11 protein-coding genes are annotated in these 15,015 nt (G+C 52.2%); 8 read left to right on the top strand and 3 right to left on the bottom strand.

Annotated elements, in window-relative coordinates; translation table 11 throughout:
- Positions 1-49: 49 nt before the first annotated feature.
- On the bottom strand, positions 50-2,257 hold the full coding sequence (locus ARCH_RS07290; protein ID WP_013170643.1) for an NADP-dependent isocitrate dehydrogenase: 2,208 nt from the start codon (positions 2,255-2,257) through the stop codon (positions 50-52).
- Positions 2,258-2,547: 290 nt separating this feature from the next.
- Between ARCH_RS07290 and ARCH_RS07285 the strand changes: the two genes are divergently transcribed.
- The 4 genes from ARCH_RS07285 to ARCH_RS07270 all read left to right on the top strand — a co-directional run bounded on the left by ARCH_RS07285 (position 2,548) and on the right by ARCH_RS07270 (position 6,682).
- Positions 2,548-2,925: a protein-tyrosine phosphatase family protein gene (locus ARCH_RS07285; protein ID WP_049765843.1), complete on the top strand. Its 378-nt coding sequence runs from the start codon at positions 2,548-2,550 to the stop codon at positions 2,923-2,925.
- A 112-nt stretch (positions 2,926-3,037) separates the two neighbouring features.
- A complete protein-coding gene (locus tag ARCH_RS09425) occupies positions 3,038-3,805 on the top strand; it encodes an alpha/beta hydrolase family protein (protein WP_013170641.1) in 768 nt (255 codons plus the stop codon).
- A gap of 22 nt (positions 3,806-3,827) precedes the next feature.
- Positions 3,828-5,129 carry a M18 family aminopeptidase gene (locus tag ARCH_RS07275; RefSeq protein ID WP_013170640.1) on the top strand — a complete coding sequence of 434 codons (1,302 nt, stop codon included), beginning with the start codon at positions 3,828-3,830 and terminating at the stop codon, positions 5,127-5,129.
- Entirely contained in the window at positions 5,126-6,682 is a 1,557-nt protein-coding gene (locus ARCH_RS07270; RefSeq protein WP_013170639.1) for a class I adenylate-forming enzyme family protein, read from the top strand. Before ARCH_RS07275 ends, ARCH_RS07270 begins: the two co-directional genes overlap by 4 nt.
- A gap of 97 nt (positions 6,683-6,779) precedes the next feature.
- On the opposite strand, the gene ARCH_RS07265 is transcribed toward ARCH_RS07270, so the two are convergent.
- Both ARCH_RS07265 and lipB read right to left on the bottom strand, forming a co-directional pair.
- Positions 6,780-7,829: a lipoyl synthase gene (locus tag ARCH_RS07265; RefSeq protein ID WP_013170638.1), complete on the bottom strand. Its 1,050-nt coding sequence runs from the start codon at positions 7,827-7,829 to the stop codon at positions 6,780-6,782.
- Positions 7,808-8,593, bottom strand: a complete 786-nt coding sequence (gene lipB / locus ARCH_RS07260) for a lipoyl(octanoyl) transferase LipB (RefSeq protein ID WP_013170637.1) — start codon at positions 8,591-8,593, stop codon at positions 7,808-7,810. The genes ARCH_RS07265 and lipB overlap by 22 nt, the downstream gene beginning before the upstream one ends.
- Positions 8,594-8,862: 269 nt before the next feature.
- Here lipB and ARCH_RS07255 point away from each other — a divergent pair, with 269 nt between their 5' ends.
- From ARCH_RS07255 to ARCH_RS07240, 4 genes are all read left to right on the top strand, one after another.
- On the top strand, positions 8,863-9,870 hold the full coding sequence (locus tag ARCH_RS07255; protein ID WP_013170636.1) for an ABC transporter permease: 1,008 nt from the start codon (positions 8,863-8,865) through the stop codon (positions 9,868-9,870).
- Positions 9,870-10,835 carry an ABC transporter permease gene (locus tag ARCH_RS07250; RefSeq protein ID WP_013170635.1) on the top strand — a complete coding sequence of 322 codons (966 nt, stop codon included), beginning with the start codon at positions 9,870-9,872 and terminating at the stop codon, positions 10,833-10,835. The genes ARCH_RS07255 and ARCH_RS07250 overlap by 1 nt, the downstream gene beginning before the upstream one ends.
- Entirely contained in the window at positions 10,832-12,961 is a 2,130-nt protein-coding gene (locus tag ARCH_RS07245; RefSeq protein ID WP_013170634.1) for an ABC transporter ATP-binding protein, read from the top strand. Before ARCH_RS07250 ends, ARCH_RS07245 begins: the two co-directional genes overlap by 4 nt.
- Positions 12,962-13,161: 200 nt before the next feature.
- A complete protein-coding gene (locus ARCH_RS07240; protein ID WP_013170633.1) occupies positions 13,162-14,853 on the top strand; it encodes an ABC transporter family substrate-binding protein in 1,692 nt (563 codons plus the stop codon).
- Positions 14,854-15,015 lie beyond the last annotated feature (162 nt).

Here is a 15,015-nt window from a genome sequence, read left to right as displayed (position 1 = left end):
TTAGCACTTTTGGCTAGTTCTTACCTCTTTTCTTGCGATATGGTCGGTCTCACAGATTGTGAAGTATGTGGTTGAATGACGCAGACGGGCACATAATCGCCTGAACAGAAACTGGATCTGGATGATAGTAGCCTTTCAGATCCACGGGAGTGCCCTGGAGCGCCACGAGTTCATCTTGGATCGAGCCGATGTTGTGTTCCAGTTCCTGGGCAAAAGCGGCAAAGCGTGCTGAGAGTTCTGGATCGTCGGTTTGATCGCGTAGCGCTTGTGCCCAATATAGGGCCAGCCAGATGTGGGAGCCTCGATTGTCTTGTTCTCCTGCGTTGCGTTTAGGCGAACGTCCGTTGGAAAGCACGTGTTCGGTTGCCGTATCAAGTGTGTTGGCTAACACGGTTGCCTGCGGATTATTGCTGGTTCTGCCGGCGAAGCGTAGCGATTCAGCCAGGGCTAAGAATTCTCCTAGGGAATCCCACCTTAAGTGGTTTTCGCTGAGGAGTTGTTCCACGAGTTTTGGTGCAGAACCTCCGGCTCCTGTTTCAAAGAGTCCGCCACCTGCCATGAGTGGCACGACGGAAAGCATTTTCGCGGATGTGCCAAGTTCCATAATGGGGAAGAGGTCCGTGAGGTAGTCACGCAGGACGTTTCCGGTGGCGGAGATCGTATCGAGTCCCGCACGGAATCGTTTCAAAGTGTAGAGAGTTGCGTCGCGTGGCGGCAAGATACTGATATCCAGGTTATGGGTATCAAGTTTGGAAAGACGACGTTGGGCCGCGTCACGTACAGCTCGATCGTGTGCTCGCTCTGGATCCAACCAGAACACGACGGGGGTTTTCGATAATCTGGCGCGTTCCACAGCTAGCTCAACCCAGTTGTCGAGTGGGGCTTTGCGGGTGACGCAGCTGCGGAAAATATCGCCAGCGTTTACGGGGCGCTCCAACAGCACGGTATCGTCATCCAGCAGGATGTGAACTGTGCCGGCAGACGGCGCAATGAACGTTTTATCGTGGGATCCGTATTCTTCAGCCTTTTGAGCCATCAACCCCACGTTTGGAACACTGCCTAGTGTTGCCGGATCGAATGCGCCATGCTGGCGGCAATCGTCAATAACTACCTGGTAAATTTCGGCGTATGACGAATCGGGGATCACTGCGATCGTATCGTCATCTTCACCATCTGGCCCCCATAGACGGCCGCCATTGCGAATCATTGCTGGCATCGATGCATCGACGATCACATCAGATGGGACATGAAGATTCGTGATACCCCGATCCGAATTGACCATCGATAACCGTGGGCCGGATTCTAACTCAGATGCGAACGAGGAACGAACGGCTGCGTCGTCGTCCCCCTCAATCTTCGCAAAAATCGAACCCAGCCCGTGATCGGCACTCACGCCCAAGCGGGCTAAATCTTGCCCGAAACGTGCGAACGTGCGCGGGAAAAATGCGCGTATCGCATGCCCAAAAATAACCGGATCGGACACTTTCATCATCGTGGCCTTCAGATGCAACGAAAAAAGTAGATTCTCACGCTTAGCGGCCGCGATCGCGCCGGATAAGAACATATCCAATTCGTGCGCTTCCATCGTGCTAGCATCCACTATATCCCCAGATCCTAACGGGATAACTGGAGTAATGACTTGTGTGGAACCGTCCGTTCTTGTAAAAACAATACGTGCGTTCGTTGAACGATCGGCCACCGCAGAAACTTCATTATGTTTGAAATCGCCTCTGGGCATCGTGGCAACACGCGTACGTGACTGAGGGCTCCAAGGCGCCATCGTGTGCGGATGTGTCCGGGCATAATTCTTTACCGCTTGAGGTGCCCGACGATCCGAATTTCCCTCACGAAGTACTGGATTTACTGCGGAACCTTTCACTGAATCGTAACGGACGCGAACGTCACGTTCTGCCTCAGTGTGCGGATTCAATGGGTAATCGGGGAGCGGGTAGCCTTGGTTTTGTAACTCTGCAATCGCGGCTTGAAGTTGGGGGAGCGATGCGGAAATGTTTGGCAGCTTAATAATATTCGCGTCCGGTTCTAACGTGAGTTTCCCTAGGTCAGCTAAGGCGTCAGGTTGCCGAAGCGATGTGGGGAGCAGATCGGAGAACGCTGCGATGATACGGCCGGAAAGTGAAATATCGCGGGATACAAGATCGATTCCTGCGGTACGCACAAACGCCTGAGCAATGGGGAGGAATGACGCGGATGCGAGCATCGGTGCTTCGTCTGTATACGTGTAAATCATCTGTACCATGGCTGTTCTCCCTCGAATTTCACGGTCATATCACGAAAATGTCTTGATGTTAAGATTATCAGGAATATGAAGAAATGTGGGCTGAATCAACATAATGATGTGAGGTTGCCCGCCAAACGTCGTTTTAACGCGCTCGCACTAGGGAAAACACCCCTCACGTTGGTACTTTTGAACTGCACACAAAGCCGTATTTGACGGAACAAAGGAGGCGGGCTATGGCAACGTGGACCGATGGCCCTGGAGTGATCACTCTACCTTCTGGGCGGCGCATAAGAGGACGCTCCTGGAGGGTGGCCACTGATGAGCAAGCAGATCTTTCCATTGTTCTCACCACGTCAGTTGGCAACAAATTCGGTGCGCCAACCGTCATCTCACGCGCAAATGAAACCATTGCGATCGATTGGCCAGATTACCGCCTACCACGCCGCTCCGCCCAAGCTCTCCAAACCTTGCGCGAAGCATGGGATGCGGCAGAACACCAAAAAGTAGAAATTACGTGTGCTGGAGGCGTGGGGCGAACAGGTACGGCGCTCGCGATTTTAGCCGTGTTTGACGGCATGGAACCACACGACGCCATCGAACTCGTACAGCAAGAATACAACCCAGAATCCGTTGAATCGCCTGCTCAGCGAGCGTTTGTTATGGATCTGGGATCGGACGTCAACTAAAAATAGGACATATCTGCCACGAATTCATAGTGGATCGTGGCATATCACTCAACTTCCGGTACTTACACCGAACGAAGGTGAGATTTTTAGTCATTTGCGCCATACTTGTCCCATGTTCCTTGATGGGGTAGCACCAAATAGTCCTGAACGCCATGTCCTTGAGACCCTGGCGGCACTGAGTGTTGCCAGCGAAGAAATCGAACCATACGGTTCCGACCCCGCACAATTCATCGAATGGTACGGCCCTGCCGAAGGACAACCTGTTGTTTTCGTTCACGGCGGAGGATTCCGGTCACCACTCTCAGTAGGGCACGCACGCCCAGCAGCACTCGCACTAGGCGAAGAAGGCTACCGGGTAGCCCTCGTCGAAATGCGCAAAGAACGCGGAAACCCCAATGTTACGCTTGCTGATCTTGACACCCTTGCCCACCTTCCACAACTTGCCAACGCAACATGGATCGGGCATTCACTGGGCGCAACGCTAGCGATCGACGTCGTCCTTGACCCTGACCTCCCCCCAACCAAAGCGATCGGCCTCGCGCCATTCTGCCATCTCGCAAACGAAGTAGACATCCACCCAGACGGTTCCGGAATCGAACTCTGGATCGGCGGAAAACCAGAAAATCTGCCAGGAATCTACACAAAACTCGATCCCAGAGCACGCATGAAAGAACTTGGCGAAGCACGATTTGTTGCCAATGAACTCAACATTCAAATCATCCACGGTGAAGATGACCAAACAATCCCACTCGCACGCGTACGCGGAAACGCAAGCACCACAATACGCACCGCAATCGTGCCAGGTGCCAACCACGTCGATTTAATTCGACCAGGCCATGATGCGTGGCTCTTCCTTCTAGGAGCGTTACGCGCCGATTAAGTAACAAGGCTAAAATGAAGGTATGAGTTACCTTGATACCTTCACACCACGTTCCTACGCCCAAGCTTTTGGCGACTTCATTACTGAATCTCCCACCTCGTACCACGCGGCAGAAAATGTTGCCCGCCGGCTCCAAGACGCCGGTTTTACGCGAACCGAACAAACAGACGAATGGCCGGATACGCGCCGCGGAGTCATGGTGATCTCCGGTGCTGTTATCGCATGGCAACTCCCAGAAACGTTCACCCCGCAAACTGGTGCTCGAATCATCGGTTCCCACACGGATTCCCCAACCTTCAAACTCAAGCCCGAAGCACACACCGCCACCGAAGGCTACTCGCATGTGAACGTTGAAGTGTACGGCGGGCCGCTCCTCAACTCGTGGCTCAACCGCGATCTGGGCATCGCAGGCCAAATCGTCACCATCTCTGGCGAACGCCACCTGGTGAAAACCGATGCGCTCATGACAATCCCACAACTGGCACCTCACCTGGATCGCTCCCAAAACGACGATCTCAAACTCTCCCGCCAAAAGGACTACCATCCAATCTGGTCCTGCAACGAAGCCTCCGTGATGGACAAAATCTGCGCGCAAGCCGGAATCGATCCCGCCACCGTGGCAGGCACCGATCTGTACGCCTACGATACGGCCCCATATCAGATCTATGGTGGCAAGGACGGAGAAGATTTCTTCTGCGCCGGGCGCCAAGATAACCTCACATCGGTTTTCGCATCCCTGGAAGCATTCGTGGCAGTGGCTGGGAACGCTGAGGTAGACGCACATGGCCAGGACGTACTGATCTTCGTGGCATTCGATCATGAAGAAGTCGGCTCCGGAACCCCAACGGGCGCCAGCGGGCCAATCTTGGAAAGCACCTTGCGCCGCATCGTTGATTCCTCCCCGATGGCAGGAGACGAAGGCTACTGGCGCTTCATCGCGAATTCGTCCTGCATTTCCGCCGATGCAGGCCACGCAGTGAACCCAAACCAGATCGCCAAACACGATCCGGCACACCACCCGGTGCTGGGTGGGGGCCCGTTGCTCAAACTCAATTCGCAGCAGCGCTACGCCACGGATGCCATCGGTTCGGCGGCCTGGCTGCGGGCGGCACACGTGGCTGACGTATCGACTCAAGAATTCGTATCCAATAACGATATGCCGTGCGGCACCACAATTGGGCCGTTGACCGCCACCCGTTTTGGCATGACAACCGTAGATGTTGGCGTTGCCATGCTGTCTATGCATTCAGTTCGTGAAATCACGAATCCGGCAGATGTGCTTGCGATGGCACGAATCCTTGAAGCGTACTGGATGGGTGCATGAAGCCGCATTTCAACCCTGCATATTCGTTAGATCAGGCGGCTGCCTGGCATGGGGATCGCGTGGCGATTCATTACGGTGACGTGGCGGTGCGTGTGGCGGAGGCTGCGCAGGTTACGCGCCAGTTGGCTGGGATGCTGGCCGAATGTGGCGTGGGGGCGGGGGATCGGGTTGCGCTGATTTCGCGCAATTCGCCGTATCATTTGCTGTTGCATGTGGCGTGTGCCCGGTTGGGCGCGGTGTTCGTGCCGGTTTCGTTCCGTTTCGCGGTGCCGGAGTTGGAAGATTTGCTGCGGTTTTCGGGTGCGCGCGTGGTTGTGGCGGATCCAGAGACTGCCGTGCGTGGCATTGACCGAGCCGGGTGCGGTGGGGCTGAGTTTTTTGTTATTGACGACGACGCGGCTGCTTCCGCCGCCGATGCTCCTGGCGAATACCGCCGGCTGGTGGCGAGCTATTCGGCGGTTGATCCGGCTGAACTGGGCGATGTGTTGCCTGATCTGGCTGATGTGGAATCTTTGGGCGGTGCGATGCTGTTCACCTCCGGTTCTACGGGGCGCCCGAAGGCCGTGTGTTTGAGCCATGAAAATCTGTGGTGGGGTTCGCAGAACTTCCGTGAAGGATTTGAGTATTCGAATCATGACGTTGAATTGGTGACTGTTCCGCTTACGCATATTGGCGGTTTTAACGGGACTACGCTGGATCTGTTTAGCCATGGCGGAACCGTTGTGATTGTGCGCGAATTTTCTCCGGCTATTGTGTTGGAGCAACTGGAGCGCCGCAAGGTGGCCATGATGTTCGCGGTGCCAACGATTTATGCTGCGTTGATGGCGCATCCGGATTTTGTGGCGCGTGATCTTTCTGCGTTCCGGTTGCCGCTGATCGGTGGGGCGATTTGCCCGCCTGCCTTGTTGAAGCGAATGGAAGAACACGGGTTGCGCCCGTTGAACGTGTGGGGGATGACGGAAGCTGCAGCATCCGGTTTCATGCTCTCGCAGGATCTTCTAGATGAAGCCAGGGGCGCGATCGGTATGCCGTTCGCCCACGTGGAAGCCAAGATCGTTGGGGCAGACGGAAACGAAGCTGCTGAAGGTGAACTCGTGATTAGCGGCCCGAACGTGGTGAGCGAATACTGGAAGGATCCAGATTTTAGCGCCGAAGCATTCCGCGATGGTTGGCTTTATACAGGAGATATGGCCCGGCGTGATGAGCACGGATTCGTGTGGATTGTTGGGCGCGTGCGTTACCAGATCAACACGGGCGGCGAAAAGGTGATCCCTGAAGAAGTTTCCAACGTGCTGATCCACATGCCAGAAATATCTGACGCTGCCGTGGTGGGAATCCCTGATCCGGTGTGGGGGCAGGCTGTTGCAGCGGCCATCGTACTCCGCCCAGGTTTTGAGGCTCCAAGCGTTAAGGCTGTGCGTGACTTCGCTCAAGCCCACATTGCCCGGTTCAAGGCGCCGCGTGTGCTGGTTGTTGTTGATGCTCTGCCAACCAATGCTAACGGCAAGATCAACATGGCCGAGGTCAAAGAACTGGTGTTGGCCAGGATCTGATGCTGATGGCAGGTGGCCTGGTTTGTGTGTGTGGAAGATCCACACACACAAACCAGGCCACCGTTCGCTTTAGCAGCGCGAGTTAGATGATGCGCGATCAGCAATGCCCGCGAGCAACAAGAGTTGCTGCTTCCTGGCGGGCATGGCCACCGCCAACGCCCAGGCCCTGTTCGGCCGATGCACCGATGGCCTTCAAGTTTTCTGGAATCTCCCATCCCTTGTGCTTCATGGCACGCGCCCAGAGGGAACCAGACCGGTAGGACGAGCGAACCAGCGGCCCAGCCATGATCCCAGCAAAGCCCATCTCATACCCAATCTTGGATAGTTCAACGAATTCCTTTGGCTTCACCCAACGATCGATCGGGTGATGGAGCGGGGAGGGGCGCAGGTACTGTGTGATCGTGAGGATGTCACATTGTGCGTCCTTCAGATCCTGCATGGCTTGGATGATTTCGTCCCACGTTTCGCCCATGCCCAAGATCAGGTTGGACTTGGTAATAAGCCCCGATTCGGACGCGAACGTGATGAGATCGAGAGAACGTTCGTAGCGGAATGCCGGGCGGATCTTCTTAAAGATTCGCGGAACCGTTTCGAGGTTGTGCGCCAAGACTTCTGGCTTCGATTCGAAGACTTGCGCAAGGGAGGCTTCGCCGCCGCGCATATCATCGATCAAAAGTTCCACGCCGGTGGTTGGGGACTGGCGGTGGATTTCGCGGCACGTTTCGGCGTAGAGCCAGGATGCGCCGTCGTCAAGATCATCACGAGTCACGCCCGTAACAGTGACGTAGTTCAGGCGCATATTGACCACGGATTCGGCCACGCGGCGCGGTTCGTCGCGATCATATTCCGTTGGTTTTCCTGTTTTGATGAAACAGAAATCGCACCGGCGTGTACAAATATCGCCTCCGATGAGGAACGATGCTTCGCGATCTTCCCAGCATTCGTAAATGTTTGGGCAGTTTGCTTCTGCACACACGGTGTGGAGGCTGGCACCTTCCATTCGGTTGCGCATATCTGTGTATTCGCTTCCGACAGTTGCTGTGGTTTTAATCCAGCCTGGCTTCTTTTCGATTGGGGTTTCGCGGTTGCGCTCTTCGACGCGCAGGAGCTTGCGATGTTCTGGGTTCACGCGGTCTGCGACGGCCACGGCGCCTCCTTAGATTCTTTGTTCCATGCTACGCCGGTTCGCGCTGGCACAGTTGGGTGAGAAGCCAGGGCTTCGTTTAATAACTGGGTTGGGTGTGGATGGACGACGACGCAGGGGTCTGGACGCGCCAAGAACTTCTGGTATCCATCGCTCAAGAATGGTATGAGGTGCTGTGCAACATCAGTTAGACTTGCGGTGACGCCGAGTTGTTGGAGCGACGTGACGCCTGCATCGGTGATTCCGCATGGGACCACGCGCATGAAGCGATCAAGATCTGTAGTGACGTTAAAAGCCATGCCATGCATCGTTGTATCTGTTGCGAACTTGATGCCAATTGCGCAGAGTTTCGATTCGATATGTGTGGGAGTATCAGCTGCGTTAATCCACACTCCGGATCGGCCATCTACGGCTTTCGCTGTGAGGCCGTACGATGTTACCGCCTTAATAAGGAGCTGTTCTGTTGTGCGAACGAAGGCAACGACGTCTTTAGGTGGCGTGACTTTAACAATGGGATAGATCACTAACTGGCCGGGACCATGGTAAGTGACAGACCCGCCGCGGTCCATGGCGATCACCGGAACGTCGTCGTTCGGAATATCTTGTGGCTGTGTGCGCCGTCCAGCAGTGTATGTATGGTCCGCCTCCCACACAATGAGCGTGTCTGGTTCGGAACCACAAGCAATTCGTGCGTGAAGAAAACGCTGAAGGGAGTCCACATCCATGTATGGGAGTGGGCCACACGATAATAAATTAACGATCTGCACACCAATAAGCGTAGTCCGGGACGTTAGTCTTATGCGACTTGTGAGTATGTGATGTCGCTTAGTTCGCCATTGGTTAAGATAACTTTCAATCGAGATAATTAGATATCGTGTGCATTAGGGTAGGACCGAATGGTAATTTACCCACAAAGTTGCATTAAAATGTGAGTCAGTATGGCTATCCGTTATACACTCCCAAAATAAGAGAATAAGAAAACCGGTGTTTTATCGTCCCCGCGAGGCGGAGAACACCGCCGGACAGAAAGCCTCGCATGTTAAAGTTCATTCTTCGGCGACTGCTTAACTATCTGCTTTTGCTGGTAGTGGCAGTAACCCTTGCCTACTTTATTGCTGGCACTCAGCTAGATCCGCGTTCGATGCTCATTGAAGCGGAAATTACATCTGGTAAGAACATTCCTTACGAAGAGGTTGTTCGAACCGTTGATCAGCGACTTACCGGGTGGAACATTAACCCAACAGATCCGATTCTTGATCGCTTCTTTAACTGGGTTGGTATGATTAGCCACTGGGATTGGGGCCACTCCCCACTCGGAAATAGCGTCAATGCTGAAATCGCAAATCGAGTGCCGATTTCTCTCCAGCTCGTTTTCCTTGGCTTCTTTATTGGAATTATTGGTGGCGTTTCCCTTGGTGCATGGGCTGCAGTTCACCAGTACTCCAAGCGTGATCGCCTCATCACGATCATTGCAATGGTGATCATTTCTACACCTGCAATGGTTATCGCCGTGTTCTTGCAAATCGGGGCCACATACGCAAATAACTTTGCCGGCTATCAAATCTTTAACTTCATTGGCCCAACATCGGCAGTACCCCCCACTGGATTTTTCCCAGCACTGCTAGATCGTGCCCAACACCTGCTGTTGCCAACGATCAGTATGGCATTGGCGTCAGTTGCCTCATATTCGCGAATCCAGCGCAACTTGATGCTCGATACCCTCGGGGCGGATTATGTACGCACGGCTCGTGCAAAAGGAGTGCGCTTCGGCACCGCCATTCGCAAACACGCGCTCCGCACCGCCCTCATACCAATTGCCACATACTTCGCATTCGGTATCGCAACACTCATCTTGGGTGCTGCAATCACCGAACAGGTCTATGGCTGGAACGGTATGGGCATCTACTCTGTGGGAACGATTACCGGTTCCGATATTAATGGAACAGCAGCTGTTGTTGCGTTCGCTGGAACCTGTACGCTAACTGGTGCATTCTTATCTGACGTTGCCATTTCTCTAGTTGATCCACGAGTAAGGGTAGGCTGATGAACGCTACACAACATTCACCTATGGTTACCCAAGCAGAAGTTGATGAAGTTCAATCACGCTTGGCAGAAGTTACTAAAGCTCGATTGGAATCAGCGCATCGCTACACCCGTGGCCAGCTCGTACGGCGTCGTTTCGTACGAAACTGGACTGCCGTTCTTGGCGTATTCATGCTTGTTGGCATCGTCCTTTTCGCATTTTTCGGATCATATATCAGCCCCTGGGATTATTTAACCCGAGATCGTACCGCGCCACTACAAGCGCCAAGTGCCACTCACTGGTTTGGAACAGATAACCGTGGGCGCGATCTTTTCGCTTTGACAATCGAGGGCTTGCGTACGTCCCTCATGATCGGTTTTGCTGTTGCCTTCATCCAAACCGGATGGGCAGCTCTCTTTGGCTCCTCAATCGCCTACTTTGGCAAATGGATTGACAAGGCAGGCTCATGGCTGATCGATTTGATGCTAGTCATCCCGTCATTCCTTCTTATCGCGGTGATTAATCAGCGGCTAGGTGGGCAATCAGGATCAGTTATCGTGTTGATCTTCTTGCTTGCGCTGTTTGGCTGGATGCTTACGGCACGTGTTGTACGTTCTATGACAATGTCTGTCAAAAATCTTGATTACGTCAATGCGGCTCAATACATGTCAGTGCCACCCTTCGTCGTCATCACTCGGCATATCATCCCGAACATCTCTTCCTTGCTGATCATCGATTTCACGTTGGGGATTGCAGGTGCAGTTCTTGCTGAAACAACGCTGTCGTACTTTGGTTTAGGTATCAAGGATCCACAAATTTCGCTTGGACGCTTAATTGGTGAAGGCCAAGCATCGGCACTGACCCATTCCTGGCTGTTTGTGCCACCGGCTCTTGTACTCGTCTTCATGCTCGTTTCCGTGAATTTCATTGGTGACGGTTTGCGTGACGCAATTGATCCAACCTCGAAGTCTGGAGGAAAAGCATGAGCAAGAAAAAGAATGTGATGACATTTGAAAACGACGATCTCCCACGCGCAAAAGCTGGTGTGCCGATCGTTGATGTCACCGATCTTCACGTACGTTTCCCTTCAGAAGACGGAATCGTTCACGCAGTTCGCGGTGTGAATTTTTCCGTTAATTCAGGGGAAGTCCTTGGCATCGTAGGCGAATCTGGTTCAGGTAAATCTGTCACGTCGATGGCTATTATGGGGCTTTTGGATCAATCTGCTCAGGTAGACGGATCTGTGAAGCTACATGGCACGGAAGTTTTAGGCCGATCAGATTCTTACATGAGTAATGTTCGTGGCAAAACAGTGGCCATGGTTTTCCAAGATCCGCTTTCAGCATTAACTCCGGTTTACACAATTGGGGATCAGATTATCGAAGCGCTCAAGGTTCATGATTCTGACTTGAGCGATGCCCAATATCGAGAACGCGCCGTTGAACTTCTTCGCACTGTAGGTATTCCTAATCCAGAAATTCGTGTCAAGGCTTTCCCACACGAATTTTCGGGCGGCATGCGGCAACGTGCAATGATTGCGATGGCAATCGCGAACAAGCCAGAACTGATTATCGCGGACGAACCAACTACTGCTCTTGACGTCACTATCCAAGCTCAGATTCTTGACGTTTTGCGTCAGGCTCAAAAGGAACTTGGTGCGGCTGTCATCATGATTACCCACGATTTGGGTGTTGTTGCAGGCTTGGCCGATAAAGTTGCGGTTATGTATGCTGGCCGTGTAGTTGAATCTGGTTCCGTGGATGAAATTTTCTACCACTCAGCTATGCCATACACGATTGGTTTGCTGGGATCGTTGCCACGCCTTGATTCTAAGAAGGAATACCAGCTAGCTGCTGTTGAAGGAAACCCGCCATCGATGCTCTTTGAGCCAACTGGTTGCCCGTTTGCGGCTCGTTGCCCAGTTGCTCAACCGCGCTGTTTGGATGGTGAACCGGGGCTTGATGATGTCAAGAGCTCTGATAGCTACCGGCATCGTGTGGCGTGTAAGCGTGCAGACGAAATCCGCCATGAATCTCGTAAATATACAGATATTTACCCACTTCCTGCTGCAGTGCCACCGCCTTTCACCACGTCTCGTTTTGAACGTGAAGAAGTGCTTCGCGTTGAAAATATGACTCGTTACTTCCCACTCATGAAGGGATCAGTGTTCCGCCGCCAGGTGGGCACTGTTCACGCAGTTGATGGTATCGATCTTGACATCCGTGCAGGTGAAACCCTTGGTTTAGTGGGCGAATCTGGTTCGGGTAAAACCACCACGTTGATGCAAGTTTTGGACTTGGTGAAGCCACAAAACGGCAATATTGTTGTTATGGGGGAGAATACCGCACAGCTTAATGCGCGTGATCGTAAGCGGATCCGGCAGGATTTGCAGGTGGTGTTCCAAGATCCAATGGCATCGCTAGATCCACGATTCCCGGTGTTTGATATTATCGCGGAACCATTGCGTTATGGTGGCTGGAAGAAAGAAGACATTCCAGGCCGCGTAGCAGAACTCATGAAGATGGTTGGGCTTGAACCAGCGCATGTCAACCGTTATCCACGTAATTTCTCTGGCGGGCAGCGGCAACGTATCGGTATTGCTCGTGCGCTTGCTTTGGAACCGAAGCTCCTTATTCTTGATGAACCGGTTTCTGCATTGGATGTCTCTATTCAAGCAGGTGTTATTAATTTGCTTGATGAGTTGCGTTCGAAGATGTCACTCTCTTACCTCTTTGTTGCGCACGATCTTTCGGTTATTCGCCATATTGCTGATCGTGTTGCGGTGATGTATTTGGGTAAGATTGTGGAAATTGGTGATGTGGATTCAGTGTTCGAATCACCGCAGCATCCGTACACGCAAGCTCTTTTGTCTGCCATTCCAATTCCTGATCCTCATAAGGAACGGAATCGCGATCGCATTATCCTAGAAGGCGATTTGCCTTCTCCAGCAAATCCGCCAAAGGGATGCCGTTTCGTTACGAGATGCCCACTTTATAAGACACTTGGCGATTCAGAGAAAGCGAAGTGTGATGCAAAGCATCCAGAGTTCGTTTCGCTGGCGCAAGATCACCAAGCTGCGTGTTATTATCCGCGGCCAGCTGCCCTTTTCTAGGATAGCTACCGCGCACATAACTGCTATATCTGTGTAAATACATTCAGGCGGCTGGAATACCAGCCGCCTGAATGTATTTTTTTCCACAATTCGTAAAATAAATGGTAAATGAATTTACCTTTTATTGAAATATGGTTTAGTCTATTCGTAACACTCCGCGTAAGTATGTATGGGAGTTATGTCCTAGAGGAGGACCAGATATGCGAATCAAGAAAGCAGGAGTTGCTCTCCTTGCAGCGTCCGCACTTGCACTGAGCGCATGCTCAGGGCCAGCAGCTACTGATGGTAAGAGCAATAAAGCTGCGGAACTTCCGGCGTCAGACATCAATCGAGTCGAGCCAGCTAAGTTGAAGGAAGGCGGAAACCTTCGTCTTGCCTTTAATGCATTGCCAACGAACTACAATCCGATACACGTAAATGGGAACACCGTAGAGAATAGTGATTTGTGGGCATACATGTCTCCTCGAAACATTAAGTTTGCAGAAGACGGCACATGGGAACCAAACAAGACGTTCTTGGAATCTTACAAGGTTGATAACAAGGCTGATGGTGACGTTAAAATGACTGTCACTCTAACCTTGAACCCAGAAGCAAAGTGGTATGATGGCACCCCAATTTCGGCTGCTGATTACCAAGCTAACTGGAACGCATGTAAAACGCCAGATACTGGTTTCGATTGTGCTTCCCAAGATGGATGGAGAGAAATCCTCTCTATCGAACCTGGTAAAGATCAATTTGAAGTGGTTGTGAAATTCGATCGCGAGTATCCGGATTGGGCAGCTGTTCTCTCTGAGCCAGTAGCCGCAAAGGGCACAAGCGATGCAACTGTGTTCAACACGGGCTGGGTTGCTGCAGATGTTAACGTTCTGAACCAGTATGTTGCTGGACCATTCAAGTTTAAGAGCATTGATGAAGCCACCAAGCGTATCACCCTTGAGCGCAATGAAAAGTGGTGGGGGCCTAAGGCTAAGCTTGATACTGTAACTTTCTCTACCCTCGATGCGAAGGCACAAGCTCAGGCGTTTGCAAACAATGAGCTCGATGTGGTTAGTCAGATCGTTGATGCGCCAACCTACGAACTCGTCAAGGGGCGTCAGAACGCAGTTGTTAAGCAATCTGCCTCCACTCAGTGGCGTCATATCACCCTTAACTCACAGGCTGAGGCACTGAAGGATGTTAAGGTGCGTCGTGCAATCCAAAAGGGTATCGATGCGACTGACTTCTTGGCTACCGATATGGCCGGGTTGCCAGTTGACGGTCTTGATCTTTCCCTCGGAAACCACTTCTTCATGCCAGGCCAGAAGGGCTACCAGGATAACTCTGTAAAGTTTGATCCTGAAGGCGCGAAGAAGGATCTTGAAGAACTAGGCTACAAGATGAATGAGAAGACTAAGTTCTTCGAAAAAGACGGCAAGGAACTCTCCTTCAAGTTCACTCGTTTAACAGGCGTTCCAACGTCTGAATCTGCCGCAGCCCTCCTCAAGGAACACATGAAGAATATTGGTATCAACCTTGTGTTTACTGATGTTCCGGCAAAGGAATTCTCCAACGTGCTTGATTCTGGAGAGTTTGAATCGATTGCTTTCGGTTGGCGTGGAACTCCGTACCCAATGAACAACATTGGCCAAATCTACGGTACAGGTTCGCAGTCTAACTTCTCGAAGGTCTCTGATCCAGAAATCGATAAGTACATCGATAAGATTTCAGGTGAGTCAGATAATGAGAAGCGAATCAAGATGACTAACGAAGTTGACAAGATTATCTGGGATAATGTTATGACTATTCCAGTTTACTACCGGGCAACTTTGAGAGCCGTGCCAGCAAACCTTGCTAACTTTGGTGCGACGGCATTCGAAACGATCCTTCCAGAAAATATCGGCTACACCGAGTGAATCTGAACGATCGCACAACATAGAGGGTCCTGCTAAGTGCAGCCTCTGAGGGCCGGGAAATTCCCGGCCCTCAATCCGTTTCCGGCTATCTGCTCCGGCGCTGTTATTGGCCAGTGCATGCCAGCCGAAGCGCATGCCAGCCAATACGAAAAACTCACTTAT

The organism is Arcanobacterium haemolyticum DSM 20595 (genome assembly GCF_000092365.1).
Classification (GTDB): Bacteria; Actinomycetota; Actinomycetes; order Actinomycetales; family Actinomycetaceae; genus Arcanobacterium; species Arcanobacterium haemolyticum.
This window is presented reverse-complemented; position numbering and strand designations above follow the sequence as displayed.

Coding starts and splice junctions, on each gene's coding strand:
- ARCH_RS07290 (WP_013170643.1), bottom strand. CDS start 2,257: ATGGTACAGATGATTTACACGTATACAGACGAAGCACCGATGCTCGCA.
- ARCH_RS09425 (WP_013170641.1), top strand. CDS start 3,038: ATGTTCCTTGATGGGGTAGCACCAAATAGTCCTGAACGCCATGTCCTT.
- ARCH_RS07275 (WP_013170640.1), top strand. CDS start 3,828: ATGAGTTACCTTGATACCTTCACACCACGTTCCTACGCCCAAGCTTTT.
- ARCH_RS07270 (WP_013170639.1), top strand. CDS start 5,126: ATGAAGCCGCATTTCAACCCTGCATATTCGTTAGATCAGGCGGCTGCC.
- ARCH_RS07255 (WP_013170636.1), top strand. CDS start 8,863: ATGTTAAAGTTCATTCTTCGGCGACTGCTTAACTATCTGCTTTTGCTG.
- ARCH_RS07250 (WP_013170635.1), top strand. CDS start 9,870: ATGAACGCTACACAACATTCACCTATGGTTACCCAAGCAGAAGTTGAT.
- ARCH_RS07245 (WP_013170634.1), top strand. CDS start 10,832: ATGAGCAAGAAAAAGAATGTGATGACATTTGAAAACGACGATCTCCCA.
- ARCH_RS07240 (WP_013170633.1), top strand. CDS start 13,162: ATGCGAATCAAGAAAGCAGGAGTTGCTCTCCTTGCAGCGTCCGCACTT.